Origin of the sequence: Vibrio sp. AIC-3 (assembly GCF_013114515.1) — a bacterium.
Classification (GTDB): Bacteria; Pseudomonadota; Gammaproteobacteria; order Enterobacterales; family Vibrionaceae; genus Vibrio; species Vibrio crassostreae_C.
Window position 1 is genome coordinate 15,612 of record NZ_VTXG01000010.1, and the last position, 16,839, is coordinate 32,450.

The 16,839-nt window shown below is 45.8% G+C and carries 17 protein-coding genes; 4 read left to right on the forward strand and 13 right to left on the reverse strand.

Features of this window, described 5'->3' with window-relative positions; translation table 11 throughout:
* Window positions 1–16: 16 nt before the first annotated feature.
* Together F0229_RS09195 and F0229_RS09200 are read right to left on the reverse strand one after the other, a co-directional pair.
* Entirely contained in the window at window positions 17–610 is a 594-nt protein-coding gene (locus F0229_RS09195) for a uracil-DNA glycosylase family protein (RefSeq protein WP_171732698.1), read from the reverse strand.
* Window positions 610–1,536 carry a D-2-hydroxyacid dehydrogenase gene (locus F0229_RS09200; RefSeq protein ID WP_171732699.1) on the reverse strand — a complete coding sequence of 309 codons (927 nt, stop codon included), beginning with the start codon at window positions 1,534–1,536 and terminating at the stop codon, window positions 610–612. The genes F0229_RS09195 and F0229_RS09200 overlap by 1 nt, the downstream gene beginning before the upstream one ends.
* 71 nt (window positions 1,537–1,607) lie before the next feature.
* On the opposite strand from F0229_RS09200, the gene F0229_RS09205 reads away from it, so the two are divergent.
* The gene (locus F0229_RS09205; RefSeq protein ID WP_017062699.1) at window positions 1,608–2,195 is read left to right on the forward strand and encodes a YjaG family protein; all 588 of its coding nucleotides are present in this window, start codon (window positions 1,608–1,610) and stop codon (window positions 2,193–2,195) included.
* Between the two features lie 104 nt (window positions 2,196–2,299).
* Here F0229_RS09205 and F0229_RS09210 read toward each other — a convergent pair whose 3' ends face one another.
* Entirely contained in the window at window positions 2,300–3,451 is a 1,152-nt protein-coding gene (locus F0229_RS09210; protein WP_017062700.1) for a CNNM domain-containing protein, read from the reverse strand.
* A 270-nt stretch (window positions 3,452–3,721) separates the two neighbouring features.
* Between F0229_RS09210 and hupA the strand changes: the two genes are divergently transcribed.
* Entirely contained in the window at window positions 3,722–3,994 is a 273-nt protein-coding gene (hupA, locus tag F0229_RS09215) for a nucleoid-associated protein HU-alpha (RefSeq protein WP_004729753.1), read from the forward strand.
* A gap of 47 nt (window positions 3,995–4,041) precedes the next feature.
* Window positions 4,042–4,740 carry a DUF1481 domain-containing protein gene (locus F0229_RS09220; RefSeq protein ID WP_137001879.1) on the forward strand — a complete coding sequence of 233 codons (699 nt, stop codon included), beginning with the start codon at window positions 4,042–4,044 and terminating at the stop codon, window positions 4,738–4,740.
* 182 nt (window positions 4,741–4,922) lie between these two features.
* On the opposite strand, the gene purD is transcribed toward F0229_RS09220, so the two are convergent.
* Together purD and purH are read right to left on the reverse strand one after the other, a co-directional pair.
* Window positions 4,923–6,212, reverse strand: coding sequence for a phosphoribosylamine--glycine ligase (gene purD / locus F0229_RS09225; protein ID WP_171732700.1), 1,290 nt, complete (start codon window positions 6,210–6,212; stop codon window positions 4,923–4,925).
* 215 nt (window positions 6,213–6,427) lie between these two features.
* Complete coding sequence (gene purH / locus F0229_RS09230) at window positions 6,428–8,035, reverse strand: bifunctional phosphoribosylaminoimidazolecarboxamide formyltransferase/IMP cyclohydrolase (protein ID WP_171732701.1); 1,608 nt, start codon at window positions 8,033–8,035, stop codon at window positions 6,428–6,430.
* Window positions 8,036–8,360: 325 nt separating this feature from the next.
* On the opposite strand from purH, the gene zntR reads away from it, so the two are divergent.
* Window positions 8,361–8,801 carry a Zn(2+)-responsive transcriptional regulator gene (gene zntR / locus F0229_RS09235; protein WP_017062704.1) on the forward strand — a complete coding sequence of 147 codons (441 nt, stop codon included), beginning with the start codon at window positions 8,361–8,363 and terminating at the stop codon, window positions 8,799–8,801.
* A gap of 88 nt (window positions 8,802–8,889) precedes the next feature.
* On the opposite strand, the gene fis is transcribed toward zntR, so the two are convergent.
* From fis to F0229_RS09275, 8 genes are all read right to left on the reverse strand, one after another.
* Entirely contained in the window at window positions 8,890–9,186 is a 297-nt protein-coding gene (fis, locus tag F0229_RS09240; RefSeq protein WP_004729744.1) for a DNA-binding transcriptional regulator Fis, read from the reverse strand.
* A 23-nt stretch (window positions 9,187–9,209) separates the two neighbouring features.
* Window positions 9,210–10,178, reverse strand: a complete 969-nt coding sequence (gene dusB, locus F0229_RS09245; protein WP_032546269.1) for a tRNA dihydrouridine synthase DusB — start codon at window positions 10,176–10,178, stop codon at window positions 9,210–9,212.
* Between the two features lie 140 nt (window positions 10,179–10,318).
* Window positions 10,319–11,206 carry a 50S ribosomal protein L11 methyltransferase gene (gene prmA, locus F0229_RS09250; RefSeq protein WP_171732702.1) on the reverse strand — a complete coding sequence of 296 codons (888 nt, stop codon included), beginning with the start codon at window positions 11,204–11,206 and terminating at the stop codon, window positions 10,319–10,321.
* Between the two features lie 170 nt (window positions 11,207–11,376).
* The gene (gene accC / locus F0229_RS09255; protein WP_017062706.1) at window positions 11,377–12,720 is read right to left on the reverse strand and encodes an acetyl-CoA carboxylase biotin carboxylase subunit; all 1,344 of its coding nucleotides are present in this window, start codon (window positions 12,718–12,720) and stop codon (window positions 11,377–11,379) included.
* Window positions 12,721–12,735: 15 nt separating this feature from the next.
* Entirely contained in the window at window positions 12,736–13,188 is a 453-nt protein-coding gene (gene accB / locus F0229_RS09260) for an acetyl-CoA carboxylase biotin carboxyl carrier protein (RefSeq protein WP_017062707.1), read from the reverse strand.
* A gap of 74 nt (window positions 13,189–13,262) precedes the next feature.
* A complete protein-coding gene (aroQ, locus tag F0229_RS09265) occupies window positions 13,263–13,712 on the reverse strand; it encodes a type II 3-dehydroquinate dehydratase (RefSeq protein ID WP_010435475.1) in 450 nt (149 codons plus the stop codon).
* 322 nt (window positions 13,713–14,034) lie between these two features.
* Window positions 14,035–15,984 carry an acetate--CoA ligase gene (gene acs, locus F0229_RS09270; protein WP_009844693.1) on the reverse strand — a complete coding sequence of 650 codons (1,950 nt, stop codon included), beginning with the start codon at window positions 15,982–15,984 and terminating at the stop codon, window positions 14,035–14,037.
* A 218-nt stretch (window positions 15,985–16,202) separates the two neighbouring features.
* The gene (locus tag F0229_RS09275; RefSeq protein ID WP_017062708.1) at window positions 16,203–16,835 is read right to left on the reverse strand and encodes a 3'-5' exonuclease; all 633 of its coding nucleotides are present in this window, start codon (window positions 16,833–16,835) and stop codon (window positions 16,203–16,205) included.
* Window positions 16,836–16,839 lie beyond the last annotated feature (4 nt).

Below are 16,839 nucleotides of genomic sequence, written 5' to 3' on the forward strand. Positions count from 1 at the left end.
TATTGTGTGCAGTTAATCAGGCATTTGGATCATGGTAGGCCAAATGCTCTGAGATGTGTTTCCTGATATAAGGAATGACTTCATTTTCAAACCAAGGGTTCTTCTTGAACCAGATATTATTGCGTGGCGAAGGGTGGGGTAATGGCAAAAACTCAGGCGCCCACCTTTGCCAATCACGCACGGTTTCGGTCAATGTGCTGGTGGTTTTGTTTGTTAGGTAATGGTTTTGTGCGTACTGGCCAATCAGCAGTGTCATTTGAACATTGGGTAGAGATTGCAGCACTTTGTTGTGCCAAAGCTCCGCGCACTCTTTGCGTGGTGGGAGATCACCACTTTTCCCTTTCCCCGGATAACAAAACCCCATAGGCACAATCGCGACTTTTTGCTCGTCGTAAAAAGTATCGCTATCTATCCCTAACCATCCTCTTAATCGTTCGCCACTGGCGTCATTCCAAGGGATGGACGACTCATGCACCTTGATACCCGGCGCTTGACCTATGATCAGCAAGCGCGCGTTTGGATGCGCTTGAATCACCGGGTTGGCACCGTGTGATAGGTGAGGCTCACAAGCTCGGCATTGTCGAATCTCTTTAAGTAACGAAGAGGACATCAGTAACCTTTATCAAAATCGATGACATGATTAAGTGTAAAGCCATCTCGCCACTGTTTGTAATTCTCTGCGAAGATCTCGACTACTTGTCTTGGCTCACTGAGTGCAGCGATGTGTGGAGTGATGGTGACTTGCGGTAGTTTCCAGAAAGGATGTTCCTGAGAGAGGGGTTCACTTTCAAACACATCTAAAAATGCGTGTTCTACCCATCTGTTTTTTATGGCGAGCAACAAGGCTTTATTGTCGATACTTTCCCCTCGACCGACATTAAACAGCAACACATTAGAGCAGTAACCTAACGTGGTTTGGTTCAACAGCTGATAGGTTTCAGCGGTTGATGGCAAGGTGTTGACCACAATATCGGCCTGCTTAAGGGCAGCCTCTATCTCATTGATGTGGAAAGTCTCTTTAAAGGTTTCTTGTTTGGATGGGATGCCGGTACGGTTGACACCTATGGTATGAATACCAAAAGCCGCCGCGGTTTTTGCCAAATGACTGCCGATTGAACCTGTTCCTAAAATCACCATAGTTTTGTCAGTTAGGCTAGTATAAAGCTGTGGCTGCCAGTTTCGTTGTTGTTGATGCTGGTGGTAATGAGGGAAGTGTCTACAGTGACTGATTGTGTAACCCAATACGTATTCTGCGATAGCCGGACCAAAGATGCCTTTGACGTTGGTTAGCGTATAGTCCTGACGCAGATCTGGCTGAGTGAGTTTATTGATTCCGGCATAGGTACTCTGTACCCAGTCTAGCTCTTTAAGCTCGCCGAGGCGCTCTGCGATTAGAGGTGGTGACGCCAAGACAATCTGTGCTGATTTGGGGTTTTGAGTGATTTCTAGGTCGGGTAAATCCTGGTTTAGAATCAGTTGCGTATAGGTATCGTCATGCTCAGTAAGAATATAGAGCTTATTCGTAAAATTGTTCATCGGCTTACCTTTTCCCCCCAGGGTTTATCAAGTACACTTTCGCTGTCTTTTTCTGCAATTATTGAGTGACTATGCTTCAGAATCCACTGCAGGTTCGTCTTGAAAAGTTAGAACCTTGGCAACAAATTACCTTTATGGCGTGTCTATGTGAGCGTATGTACCCTAACTATGCCATGTTTTGTGAGAATACAGAATTTGCGGAAGCTCGAATCTATCGTGATGTTTTGGATAGCATTTGGGAAATCCTGACGGTTAAAACAGCAAAGGTGAACTTTGAGCGTCAACTTGAGAAGGTTGAAGAGCTATTCCCTAGCGGTGATGATTTTGATTTTTATGGTGTTTATCCAGCAATGGACGCATGCCAAGGCCTAGCAACGCTAATTCATGGTCTGCTTGACCGTGAACATATGTTGGAAGCGGTAATTAAAGTGAGTCAACAATCGGTGAAGACGGTTGCTGAGCTTGAGTTTGCTCAAGGCGCTGAAGAAGTGACGAACGAAAACCAGAAAGAAAACGAAGCGGTGTGTGAAGAGTGGGACGTTCAGTGGGCCATTTTCCGACCTCTACGTGAAACGACTGAGCGTGACTTAGAGCTGATCAAAGACCTACGCCACGAACTGCGTGAAGACCCAGTCAGTAACATTGGTGTTGCGCTATAATTCGCAATTGCACCAAGGTACGAATAAAAACAAAGGCTCCCTAGGGAGCCTTTGTGGTATCTGACGGTATCAAATTGAGATTAAGCGTCTTTTTTGTCTTCGTTCTACACTTTGTCTTTTGATGCCTTATCTTTTGATGCGTCGTCGTCATTCGTTGATTTTGCATCTGAAGAGTCGTTGTCTGCTGGAGTTTCTTCCTCGTCCTCGTCATCGCGGTTTTCGATAACACCGTGTGTCTCTTTCCACTTCTCCCAGCGTTGGAACGCCAGTTCTTGCATGTCAGTCGTCTTATCCGCTTCGTCGACAATCTCTTCGCCCACTAGGTGCTCAAAGATGTCTTCTAGGGTGATGATGCCCTGAATAGTGCCGTATTCGTCCACAACTAAAGACAGTTGCAGGCGGTTTGCCATCATCTGGTCAAAGGCCTTAGCCAAGCCCATGTTGTTCAGCAACACGTGGATAGGGCGCATTACTTCACCCAAAGCTTTCTCACCACAACCGGCTTGCTGCAATCTAAACAGCTCTAAGCGGTGAACAAAACCGATGATGTTGTCACTCTGCTCGCTGTAAACCAGCGGACGTGAGAATGGCGTGTCTTTATGTTGTTCTAGGAACGTATTCACACTCATTTCCGCATCAACACGGAATACCACTGGGCGCGGCGTCATTACCTGAGTCACGGGTACATCTTGAATACCCAGTAGGTTGCTCAGGATTTTTGACTCGCCTTCTGCAAATTCACCGCTCTCTTTTGCCAAAATCGCCATTGCAGATAGCTCATCACGCATTTTTGGTGCTTGGTGGCCACGAGCAAGACGTTTGGTGATCTGTTCTGAGAACCATACAAACGGTGTTAGGAAGAACACCATCCAACGAAGCACGCTTGCCGAAGCAGGAGCAAGTTGACGCCAGTAGGTTGCACCAATGGTTTTTGGAACAATCTCAGATAATACCAAGATACCTAGCGTTAGCACGGCAGAGAAGACACCTAACCATTGGCTACCAAAAACGACAGCCGCTTGTGCACCTGCTGTCGCAGCACCGATAGTATGGGCGATGGTGTTGAGCGTTAAAATTGACGCAAGCGGGCGGTCAATATCTGTTTTCAGTTTGTCTAAAGACTCTGCTGCAGGGTGCCCATTTTGTTTTAGTTGAGCAATGTAGCTCGGACTAATACTCAAAAGTACAGCTTCCAAAACAGAACAAATGAAAGAAACTCCAATAGCAATGGAGACGTAAATAGATAGCAGCAGCATGTTTGCCCTTAAATTAAATTGTACGCTTTAGCAGCGATTCAGCGTGGATTATAGTGAAAAAGTAGTGGCTAGGTCATCATTAATTTTGCTCTCAGCCCCTTTTAAACAAGGGCTTGCTTAATAAAATCAGTAACAAATTGTGAGTTATTACTCATATTATGGCTAAAACTACGGCATTAGAGCTAAAGATCGACGACAAACCTTTGCCAGATGGGGCATTTATGTTTTAGAGTGAATTGAATTCAAAAATACAAAGAAGGGAAACCTAAAATGAACAAGACTCAATTAATCGACTTTATTGCTGAAAAAGCGGACCTTTCTAAAGCACAAGCTAAAGCTGCTCTAGAAGCGACTCTTGGCGGTGTTACAGATGCTCTTAAAGATGGCGATCAAGTTCAGCTAATTGGTTTTGGTACTTTTAAAGTAAACCACCGTGCAGCTCGCACTGGTCGTAACCCAAAAACTGGTGATGAGATCCAAATCGCTGCTGCAAATGTTCCAGCATTTGTTGCAGGTAAAGCGCTGAAAGATTCAGTGAAATAATCTAAACTGTACCGAGGTAGTCGTATTCCACCTCGGTACAGGTTTTTATGAAAAAAGCATTTCTTCTCGTTTCACTATTATCTACATTTCTTATTGGCTGTTCTTCAACAAGCCCTCGCAAAAACCTAGAGCAATTTGAAACTCACACTGGCGGCCAAGTCATGGGCGACGCGACGAGTTTCTACTGGGTTACAAACAAGCTAACACAACCTCATACTTCAGCTGACTACGTCACTGTCGGCGATTACGGCTGGTACCAAACTGATTATGCTTGGTCAGAAGGCGTGCTTCGTGAATTCATTCGTGAAGGCGAGCAGCGTAACTCTTCTAATGAGCTGGTTCCCTATCGAGTCCATGTGCGTTTCAATAAGTCAGGCGAAGCTGTGTATCAACAGTATCGTATTGATAGCAAAATCTTACCTATCCAAGCCAAGCAGCTTGAAAACTATCAGAAAGAAGCGACGTCGGTTCTAGAGACCACAACGAAGCAGCATGATGAAGGGCTTAGGCTGATTCAGGGTTACTGGAATGGCAGCTCTTTTAAAACGTGCGCTGGTGGTGAGTTTGATCGCATTGAATTTAACCAGACCTTGCCAGGCTTCGTGATTGACCGATTGGCGTCTGTGGAAAGCTATGCGGCGTTTCTTGGCAGTGACTTACTCGGTAAGATGAGCGTAGAAGAGTTACTGATGCTGGCTGAAGACAGTCATGATTGTGTCGTTAGGCCATCATTGTTGAAAGAATAGCGAGTAATCAAAGGATTGAGAGTATTTGGCCTACTGTAGGCCAAGTGCTGATTTGTCTGTACAGACGCGGATTCCTAGAAAGATTGAGTAATAAAAAAGGCGCCTATTGAGGCGCCTTTTGTTGTTATTCGCTTACTGTCATTTGCTTACTATTATGAAAAGTAAGCGAGTAACCAAATTGATTACTGCTCTTGCTCGCGCGCAATCGCACGGTAACCAATATCATTGCGGTGGAACATACCATTCCAGCTAACTTGCTTCGTCAACGCGTAAGCGCGCTCTTGAGCCTCAGAAACCGTATTGCCCAGTGCTGTTGCACAAAGTACACGACCGCCGTTTGTCACAACGTCGCCAGCTTCATTATTTGTCGTACCCGCGTGGAAAACCTTTTGGCCTTCAACTTCGCTTGTTGGTAGTGAAATAACGTCACCTTTTGCGTAGTCAGCAGGGTAACCGCCAGCCGCAAGAACAACACCGATAGAAGCGCGTGGATCCCACTTCGATTCTGCTTCGTCGAGCTTCTCGTCGATAGCCATTAGGCAAAGTTCAACAAGGTCTGACTCCATACGCATCATGATAGGTTGCGTTTCAGGGTCGCCAAAGCGGCAGTTGTATTCGATAACTTTAGGTGTGCCGTCAGCATCGATCATTAGGCCAGCGTAAAGGAAACCTGTGTAAGGTGCGCCTTCTGCGTCCATACCACGTACCGTTGGGTAGATAACTTCCTCAAGGATACGGTTGTGGATTTCTGGAGTTACAACCGGCGCAGGAGAGTAAGCACCCATGCCGCCCGTGTTCGGCCCAGTGTCTTTGTCGCCAACACGTTTGTGATCTTGGCTGGTGGCCATAGGAAGCACGCTAGAGCCGTCAACCATTACGATGAAGCTTGCTTCTTCGCCTTCGAGGAACTCTTCGATAACAACGCGGCTGCCTGCTTCGCCAAAGGCGTTGCCCGCTAGCATGTCTTTGATTGCGTCTTCTGCTTCTTCAAGGGTCATCGCAACGATAACGCCTTTACCTGCCGCAAGACCGTCAGCTTTCACTACGATAGGAGCGCCTTGCTCGCGAACGTAAGCGATAGCTGGCTCAATCTCAGTGAAGTTTGAGTAGTAACCTGTTGGGATATCATGACGAGCTAGGAAGTCTTTAGTGAATGCTTTAGAGCCTTCAAGCTGTGCTGCAGCTTTAGTAGGGCCGAAGATTGGCAAACCTACTTCGCGGAATGCATCAACCACACCGATAACCAATGGTGCTTCAGGGCCCACGATAGTCAGTTCGATTTTTTTATCTTGAGCAAACGCGACTAAACCAGCGATGTCTTCAACGCCGATGTTTACGTTCTCTAGTTTTGGCTCAAGTGCAGTACCTGCGTTACCTGGAGCGATGAATACTGTTTCAACGTTTGGGTTTTGTGCTGCTTTCCAACCAAGTGCATGCTCACGACCGCCGGCACCAATAATTAGTACATTCATTTTATTTTACCTTTGATAGCTTCATCAGATTGCCGATTTCGGCGTCAAACATGCTCACTTATTGTCATAAGCTCCGCGTGTTTTCCTTGAACTAGGCAATCTGATTTTGCTCTAAAAATTAAAATTTCTCTTAATGTTGATGATAAAAACGCCAACATTAATGAACGGTTAAACGAATAAAAAAGGCTCTAGGAAAACCTAGAGCCTTGTTTTGATTAGTGGCGGAAGTGACGCATGCCCGTAAAGATCATCGCCATGCCGTGTTCGTCTGCTGCTGCGATAACTTCGTCATCACGCATAGAGCCGCCCGGTTGGATAACACACTTGATGCCAGCCTCTGCAGCCGCGTCGATACCGTCACGGAATGGGAAGAATGCATCTGATGCCATCACACAGCCTTCAACCTGTAGACCTTCGTCTGCAGCTTTGATGCCTGCGATTTTCGCAGAGTAAACGCGGCTCATTTGGCCAGCGCCAACACCAATTGTCATGTCGCCTTTCGAGTAAACGATAGCGTTAGATTTAACGTATTTCGCTACTTTCCAGCAGAATAGAGCATCTTTCAATTCTTCAGCTGTAGGTTGGCGCTTAGAAACCACTTTAAGGTCATCTTCAGACACCATGCCTTGGTCGCGGTCTTGAACTAGCAAACCACCGTTAACGCGTTTAACGTCAAAGCCAGTTGTCTTCGTTGTCCACTCACCACACTCAAGTAGGCGAAGGTTTTTCTTAGCCGCTACGATTGCTACTGCTTCAGCAGAAACTGATGGTGCAATGATAACTTCAACGAATTGACGCTCAGTGATAGCCGTTGCTGTTGCAGCGTCTAGCTCACGGTTGAAAGCGATGATGCCGCCAAATGCAGACGTTGGGTCTGTTTTGAATGCACGGTCGTAAGCTTCTAGGATGTCTTCACCTAGTGCAACACCACATGGGTTAGCGTGCTTAACGATCACACATGCTGGCTGGTCGAACTCTTTCACACACTCAAGTGCTGCGTCGGTGTCAGCGATGTTGTTGTAAGAAAGGGCTTTACCTTGAATCTGGCGAGCTGTAGAAACTGATGCTTCTTCAGGGTTTGCTTCAACGTAGAATGCGGCTGCCTGGTGGCTGTTCTCACCGTAGCGCATGTCTTGCTTTTTCTCGAACTGTTGGTTGAACGTGCGAGGGAATTTGCTCTTGTTTTCAGGAGAAGGTTCGTCACCTTCTTTGTTCTCACCGTAAGATGGAACCATAGTGCCGAAGTAGTTTGCGATCATGCCGTCGTAAGAAGCGGTGTGCTCGAATGCTGCGATAGCGAGGTCGAAGCGAGTCTCTAGTGTTAGAGATTTATCGTTCGCGTCCATTTCAGCGACAACGCGCTCGTAGTCGTGTGCGTTAACAACGATCGTTACGTCTTTGTGGTTTTTCGCTGCAGAGCGAACCATTGTAGGGCCGCCGATGTCGATGTTCTCAACAGCATCAGCAAGGGTACAACCTTCTTTAGCAACGGTTTCTGCGAATGGGTATAGGTTTACAACAACCATATCGATAGGGTTGATACCGTGAGTTTCCATCACGTCATCATCTTGGCCACGACGGCCTAGAACACCACCATGAACTTTTGGGTGCAGAGTCTTAACACGGCCATCCATCATTTCTGGGAAACCAGTGTAGTCAGATACTTCTGTAACAGAGATGCCTTTTTCAGCAAGCAGGCGAGCAGTGCCACCGGTAGATAGGATATCTACACCACGGTTAGCAAGAGCTTGTGCAAATTCAACGATACCAGTTTTGTCTGATACGCTGATTAGAGCGCGGCGAATTGGACTAGCGTTATTCATGCTTCCATCTTCCTCAAATTCATGGGGTTAAAATAAAGATATTTGCCAAAAAAGAACTTGTTTCTATCTTCTTAGCGTGGATTATCTTAGATACCAGTAAGAGATAAAATATTGGCCAGTTTTGGTAAAGACCTTTTGGGTTAGTCTTATGATTAAGCTATAAGATAACCAACTCCAAATTTGATGGCGCAGATTCTAACTAATTTATTACAAAAAAGCTCGCGCAATCGTTTGGCATCTCAAAATTAATTATGAAAAGTGCCATTTCAGCCTGAAAAGTAACGATAAGGTTAATTGTGGAATGGACGAAACAGTAGGAAAAAACATGTTTCAGATCGGTGAATTAGCGAAGCGATGCGGTGTGACAGCCGATACCTTGCGATTTTATGAGAAGAATAACCTGATCGCGCCAGCCAGTCGCAGTGACTCGGGTTATCGCCTATATGATGAAAATAACCAGAAACAGGTGACGTTTATTCTCAAATCTAAAGCGTTGGGGCTGAGTTTGGACGAGATTAAAGAATTGCTTGAGATTCGCCTCGAGGCCACACAGCACAGTTGCGCTGAAGTGAAGTCGATTACCTCAGCAAAGCTAGAGATGATTGATGAGAAGATTACCGAGTTAACTAAGATTCGCACCGCACTTAAAAAGATTAATGATGCGTGTTGTGGTCACGTAGACGATGATGCAAGCCATTGTTCGATTCTAGCAGCCTTGGACTCAGCAAACGTCGACAAAGGTCGCTGTTGTCGCACTGGAGAGTAATCAGCCACTATCACGGATCGACAAGCCAAAAAAAAGCCAAACTCAACAATGAGCTTGGCTTTCAATTCAATAAATTACGAAAGAACGATTAGTTCATGCCGTATTTTTTAAGTTTCTTGCGAAGAGTACCGCGGTTAATACCCATCATGGTTGCTGCGCGAGTTTGGTTACCGCGAGTGTACTGCATGATAGTGTCTAGTAGTGGCTGTTCAACTTCAGCTAATACTAATTCGTATAACTCGCTGACTTCTTGACCGTTTAATTGAGCAAGGTAATTTTTCAATGATGCTTTAACTGAGTCACGTAGTGGCTTCTGCGTGATTTGGTCTTGTGATGTAACTGTAGTTACTGTCAATGCTTCTGAAGTCAGATTTTGTTCGAACATATTCGGTCTAGCTCTTCTCGTAATTATGGTGCAACGTTATCAAAAAAACCTTCTAGCGCTTCAAGCTGCAGATCACCTGCTTCGAATGCGTTGAAGGTACGGCGAAACTCACTCGCTTGTTCATGTTCTTTTAGATACCAACCCACATGCTTACGAGCGATGCGAGGGCCTAAAAACTCTCCATAAAATTCATGTAGAGCGTGCACATGACCAAGCATGATGTCTTTCACTTCCGAAATCGGGAGTGGGTCCATCGTGGTGCCGTTTTCCAAATAGTGTAGGATTTCGTTAAAAATCCAAGGACGTCCTTGGGCAGGTCGACCTATCATTAAAGCATCAGCGCCGGTGTACTCCAGCACAAACTTCGCTTTTTCCGGACTATCGATATCACCGTTAGCGATAACCGGAATAGATACTGCTTGTTTCGCTGCTTTAATGTGTTTGTATTCTGCCTCACCTTTGTACATACAAGCGCGAGTTCTTCCATGGAGCGCAAGAGCTTGTATGCCGCAGTCTTCGGCTATTTTCGCGATTTGGACACAGTTTCTATTGTCTGTATCCCAGCCTGTGCGCGTTTTCAACGTTACTGGAACGTCGACAGCATTTACCACCGCTTTCAGAATGTCTTCAATGAGTTCTGGATGCTGCAGTAAGGCTGAGCCCGCAAGCTTCTTATTCACTTTTTTGGCTGGACAACCCATGTTGATATCGATGATTTGCGCACCGTTATCGACATTAAATTGAGCAGCCTCGGCCATAAGCTGTGGATCTGCACCAGCGATTTGTACTGAACGAATGCCCGATTCGCCTTCATGTACCATACGCTGCTGAGACTTTGACGTTTTCCAAACTTTCGGATTGGAGGACATCATTTCACTGACTGCCATCCCCGCACCGTAGCGAAGACACAACTCACGGAATGGTCTATCCGTTACGCCAGCCATAGGAGCGACGATTAGATTGTTCTTAAGTTGATAATTTCCGATTTTCAAAAATGTCATCACAGTTCTGTACCAGCAAGGGCGCGCATTTTACGCATTTTTTCGCTGCGTGAAAAGACTAATATTTGAGCATTTACAATTTGTTTTTGTAATTTGTTTAAATTTCAGTCAATTAGCGCCCAAAGTCTTGTCTAGCCTTGCTTGCGACCTGAGATTCGACACCATTCTTGTTGTTCGATGATCGGATCAATGTGAAGCTCATCACGATAATAAGTGGCAACATCTTCTGCTTGTGTATCTAAAACACCCGACATCGCAAGTACACCATTTGGCTTAACTAGGCCCTTGATGATGCCAGAAAGGTCGCGTAATGGACCCGCAAGAATGTTGGCAACAACAACGTCTGCTAGCAAACCTTCCGGTTGATCTTGTGGCAAGAACACCTCTAGTTGCTCAGCAACGCCATTGCGTTGTGCGTTGTCTTTTGATGCAAGCAGAGCTTGAGGATCAATGTCGATCCCGATAACTTTTGCTGCGCCTAGTTTGATCGCAGCGATCGCTAGGATGCCTGAGCCACAACCGAAGTCGATCACGGTTTTGCCTGCAAGGTCTAAGCCTTCAAGCCACTCAAGACACAATGCCGTTGTCGGGTGAGTACCTGTACCAAATGCAAGGCCAGGGTCTAGCATTACGTTAACAGCGTCAGGTTCAGGGATATCGCGCCAGCTAGGGCAGATCCATAAACGCTCACCAAACTTCATTGGGTGGAAGTTGTCCATCCATTCACGCTCCCAATCCTTGTCTTCAATTTGCTCTACTTTATGAGCAAAGTCTGCAGGGAACATGTTGCTTGCTTTAATCTGCGCTAGAACGACACCAGTATCAGTCTCAGCGTCGTAAAGCGCGAGAATGTCAGTATCACCCCAAAGGCGAGTTTCGCCTGGCAGAGGCTCAAATACAGGGGTATCTCGTGCATCCAGGAAAGTTACAGAAAGAGCACCAGTCTCTTCCATTAACATGTCGCCGATTTGTTCGGCATTTTCATTGGTAGCATTAAGCTTGATTTGAATCCAAGGCATGGCTGCATCTTCTATATGAGAAAAATTGGATGGCGAGTCTAGCAGAAAATATGAGCAAATTCACCAAAACCCCACGGAATATAATGGGGATTAAAGATTGATTTTTTCGGCGGTTCAAAAACAAAAATGCTCACCGAAGTGAGCATTTTGACTGTTCTTAAACGAACGGATTATGACAAACCAAGTTTCTTCTCAAGGTAGTGGATGTTTGCACCACCGTGTTGGAAGTTTTCGTCGTTCATAATAGACAGTTGAAGCTCAGTATTAACGTTAATACCTTCAACAATCATTTCACCCAATGCGTTCTTCATACGAGCGATAGCAACATCACGGTTCTCACCGTAAGTGATCAGCTTACCAATCATTGAATCGTAGTGTGGTGGCACTGTGTAACCCGTGTAGATGTGAGATTCCCAACGTACGCCCATGCCGCCTGGTGCGTGGAAACGTTCAATCTTACCTGGTGAAGGTAGGAAACGAACTGGATCTTCAGCATTGATACGACATTCGATTGAGTGGCCACGCAGCTTAATGTCATCCTGAGTGAATGATAGAGGCTGACCAGCTGCAATACGTAGCTGTTCTTTCACTAGGTCGATACCCGTTACCATTTCAGTAATCGTGTGTTCAACCTGGATACGAGTGTTCATTTCGATGAAGTAGAATTCACCGTTCTCGTATAGGAATTCAAATGTACCTGCACCGCGGTAACCGATCTCAATACATGCACGAGTACAACGTTCGCCAATGTACTTACGCATCTCTTCAGTGATACCTGGAGCTGGCGCTTCTTCCACAACTTTCTGGTGACGACGTTGCATTGAACAGTCACGCTCACCTAGGTGGATAGCATTACCTTGGCCATCTGCAAGCACTTGTACTTCAATGTGACGTGGGTTTTCTAGGAATTTCTCCATGTAAACCATGTCGTTGTTGAAACATGCTTTTGCTTCAGCACGAGTCATCGCGATAGCTTCTGTTAATTCTGCTTCAGAACGAACAACACGCATACCACGACCGCCGCCGCCGCCAGATGCCTTGATGATAACTGGGAAGCCAATGCGTTTAGCGTGCGCTTTGTTTTTTGCTTCGTCGTCGTCAAGAGGGCCGTCAGAACCTGGTACACAAGGTACGCCAGCTTTCTTCATTGACGTGATAGCTGACACTTTGTCACCCATCATGCGAATGGTTTCAGCTTTAGGGCCAACGAAGATAAAGCCACTGCGCTCTACCTGTTCTGCAAAGTCTGCATTTTCAGATAGGAAGCCGTAGCCAGGGTGAACAGCTACTGCACCTGTAACTTCAGCTGCGCTGATGATACGAGGGATGTTTAGGTAGCTATCGATACCACGAGCTGGACCGATACAAATGGTTTCGTCTGCAAGCAGTACGTGCTTAAGGTCACGGTCAGCAGTTGAGTGAACCGCTACCGTTTTAATGCCAAGCTCTTTACATGCACGCAGAATACGTAGTGCAATCTCACCACGGTTCGCGATTACTAATTTATCTAACATAATGAGTGCTCTCTATTATTCGATAATTACTAGAGCTTGGTCGAATTCTACTGGTTGACCGTCTTCAACTAGGATAGCTGTTACAACACCAGATTTATCAGCTTCGATTTGGTTCATCATTTTCATTGCTTCAACGATACATAGCGTTTCGCCAGCAGTTACAGATTGACCAACTTTAACGAATGGTTTTGCGTCTGGGCTTGGAGCGCCGTAGAAAGTACCAACCATTGGAGAAAGAACTTGGTGACCAGCTGGAACTGCAGGAGCTGCTGCTTCTGCTGCTACAGGTGCCGCCGCAGGAGCTGCTGCCGCTACAGGTGCTGGAGCAGCTGCATATTGAACAGGTGCTACAGGTGCAGTGCTGTTACGACTGATTCGTACTGACTCTTCACCTTCAGAGATTTCTAGCTCAGAAATACCAGACTCTTCAACCAATTCGATTAGCTTTTTGATTTTGCGAATATCCATTGTTTCTTTCTCTTTATCTGTTAATTGAACTTACTCTATGACTGAGTAGGTTAGTAATAGTTCGTTGTTTATGTTTACTTTGAGTTGAGCTTGCTGAGCGCAGCGGTCAAAGCAAATTGATAACCTTGGGCACCTAAGCCACAAATCACACCTTCTGCTTTATCAGATAGGTAAGAGTGGTGACGGAATGGTTCACGCGCGTGAACATTCGATAGATGAACCTCAATAAATGGTATGGCAACGCCAAGTAGTGCATCACGCAGTGCCACACTGGTATGTGTAAAGGCTGCTGGGTTGATAATAATAAAATCAACATTTTGATAAGCACTATGGATAGCTTCAATCAGTTCGTACTCACGATTTGACTGTAAGTGAGATAGCTCAACATCGTGTGCTTTCGCTTGCTCGGTCAGTGAGCTAATAATCTGGTCAAGTGTTTGAGAACCGTAGTGTGCGGGCTCTCTAAGGCCTAACAGGTTAAGGTTTGGGCCATTTAAAACTAGAATGCGAAACTTTGTAGACATCGTGGGGCTATCTTCCTTTATCGTGTTTACGAACGTGAATGTTGCCATTTTATTGAAAATTTGCGGTTAATTTCCAGTGAAAAAAACCCAAATTTAAAAATTAGAACCAGATTATAGCTAATTCAGCGCAAATCGCAGCAATTTACTGGTCTAATCTCCTATTGATACAGCGTGGAATTGTTACCAACTTAACAAAAAAGCGTCATAGCCTTAATTTTGTCGAGGATATTTGAGATCAAGATCAGCCATAAAAAAACCGCCACATAGGTGACGGTTTAGGTAAGGTCTGTTTTAAACAGTAATTCAGAGTGTAACGGGTTGCTTATGCCAGTTCTGCTTTCTCAGCAATCAGCTTATCAACCACGCTTGGGTCGGCTAGTGTTGAGGTATCACCTAGGTTACCTGTATCTCCGGTAGCAATCTTACGCAGGATACGACGCATGATTTTACCTGAACGAGTTTTTGGCAGAGAGTCAGTCCAGTGCAGTACATCTGGCGTTGCAATTGGTCCAATTTCTTTACGTACCCAGTCTTTCACTTCTTTATGAAGCTCTGCGGTTGGGAACTCACCATCATTCAGCGTGATGTAAGCGTAAATTGCTTGGCCTTTAATATCATGAGGGATACCGACAATCGCAGCCTCTGCAATCTTATCGAACGCTACTAGAGCAGATTCAATCTCAGCAGTACCCATACGGTGACCAGAGACGTTAAGTACGTCATCGACACGACCAGTAATCCAGTAGTAACCGTCTTCATCGCGACGAGCGCCGTCACTGGTGAAGTACATGCCCTTAAATGTAGAGAAGTAAGTCTGTTCGAAGCGGTCATGATCGCCATGAACGGTACGCATTTGGCCTGGCCAAGAGTCTAGAATGACTAGGTTGCCGTCTGTTGCACCCTCAATGATATTACCCATGTTATCAACTAACGCAGGTTGCACACCGAAGAATGGACGCGTCGCTGAACCTGGTTTTAGATCGGTTGCGCCCGGTAGCGGTGCGATTAAGATGCCGCCCGTTTCTGTTTGCCACCAAGTATCGACAATTGGAGACTGTTCGTTACCAATCGTTTTGTAGTACCACTCCCAAGCTTCAGGGTTAATCGGTTCACCCACTGAGCCCATGATTCTTAGGCTGTCACGAGATGTGCCTTCAACGGCTTCATTGCCTTTCGCCATCAATGCACGAATCGCAGTTGGTGCTGTGTAAAGAATATTCACTTGGTGCTTATCGACCACTTCACTCATACGGCTTGTGTTCGGGTAGTTTGGCACGCCTTCAAACAAAATAGTTTTTGCACCATTAGCTAGTGGCCCGTAAACAAGGTATGTGTGACCCGTAATCCAGCCCACATCGGCTGTACACCAGAAAGTCTCGCCTTCTTGGTAATCGAACACGTATTTGAATGTCATCGCTGCATAAACAAGGTAACCACCTGTGGTGTGCATAACACCTTTAGGTTTACCCGTTGAGCCTGACGTATAAAGGATGAATAGTGGATCTTCTGCGTTCATCTCTTCTGGTGGGCAATCTGCAGATACATTAGCAATAGCATCGTGCCACCACACATCGCGATGTTCGTGCCATGCCACATCACCGCCAGTGCGTTTGAATACAACAACCTTCTCGATGTTTTTCACTTCAGGGTTCGTCAGTGCTTCATCGACATTCTTTTTCAGTGGAACAGCACGGCCGCCACGCACGCCTTCATCGGCAGTGATAACGACTTTAGAATTTGAATCGATAATACGACCAGACAGTGCTTCTGGTGAGAAACCACCAAATACGACTGTGTGAACCGCACCGATACGGGTACACGCCAGCATGGCTACTGCCGCTTCTGGCACCATTGGCATGTATAAACAAACCACATCACCTTTGCGCACGCCTTGCTCTTTTAGAGCATTCGAAAACAGGCACACTTCTTTATGCAGTTCATTAAAAGTTAGAGTTTTATCATCTGCCGGGTCATCGCCTTCCCAGATGATAGCGACTTCATCACCGCGCTCAGCAAGGTGGCGGTCGATACAGTTAGCCGAAACGTTAAGCGTGCCATCTTCAAACCAGCGAATATCAATGTGGCCAGGGTCGAAAGAGGTGTTTTTTACTTGTGTGAAAGGTTTGATCCAATCAACGATTTTTCCGTGTTCACCCCAAAAGCCTTCAGGGTCAGAAACAGATTGCTGGTACATGGCTAGGTAAGTGTCATTATCCGCGTGTGTGGTTGATTTAATATTTTCTTTTACCGGATAAACGTGGGCTTCACTCATTGCATCTCTCCTTGTGCCTACATTCCTAATGAACTGGCAACTTCCTTTGTGTTCAGTTTCTAGGTCTATTACAGAACCGTCTTTGTGTTATCACTCTCGGCTAGGACGGCGATTTCCACAATTAGACTTTAGGATGAGACGCTGCTTTTCACTTACAAAATAGCGAGTTAAGTTCATTTTTGCGATATTGCTCTCTATGTGAAGCGCCAGTGGTTGAATTAAGAATAAGAAGAGTTGAAACGGGGAAGGTCACCATGTTTCAGGCGCACAAAGATCAGCGCAGCGGAGATAGCGTCTTGTAATGCATCATGTTTATTGACCGGGATAGGTAAATCGAGTTGGCGACAGATGGCGTCCATACTGAGATCAAAATAGGCATTGGGCAGCTGTCTTTCGAGTTTGTCTTGATAGAGTTGGCTCACTTCGACTAATCGGTTAGGCAGTGGAAATCCAAGCTGTTTTAAACAGGCGCGGTCGAGAATTTTTTTATCATAGCGGATGTGATAGCCGACTAAAGGACGATTTCCAATGAAGTTCAGTAGCTCGATTAAAGCCTGTTTTTCTTCGATGCCGTGCTTTAGATCTTGATGACGGATACGGTGGATTTTTATTGAATTGCAATCGAGCGATTGGGGGGCGCGCAACCGGACTTCAAAAGGTTGGCTGGTAATGATTCGGTTACCGATGATCTTGGTCGCGGCAATGGTAACTAATTCTGCCTGATTGGGATCTAGGCTGGTGGTTTCACAATCGAGCGATACATATTCATGATCAATAGGCGCAGTAAACAGAGGCTGATAGAGGGAGCCTTTGAGCTTGTGATGCCAGTAATAGCGAACCAACCTATTCATCGTT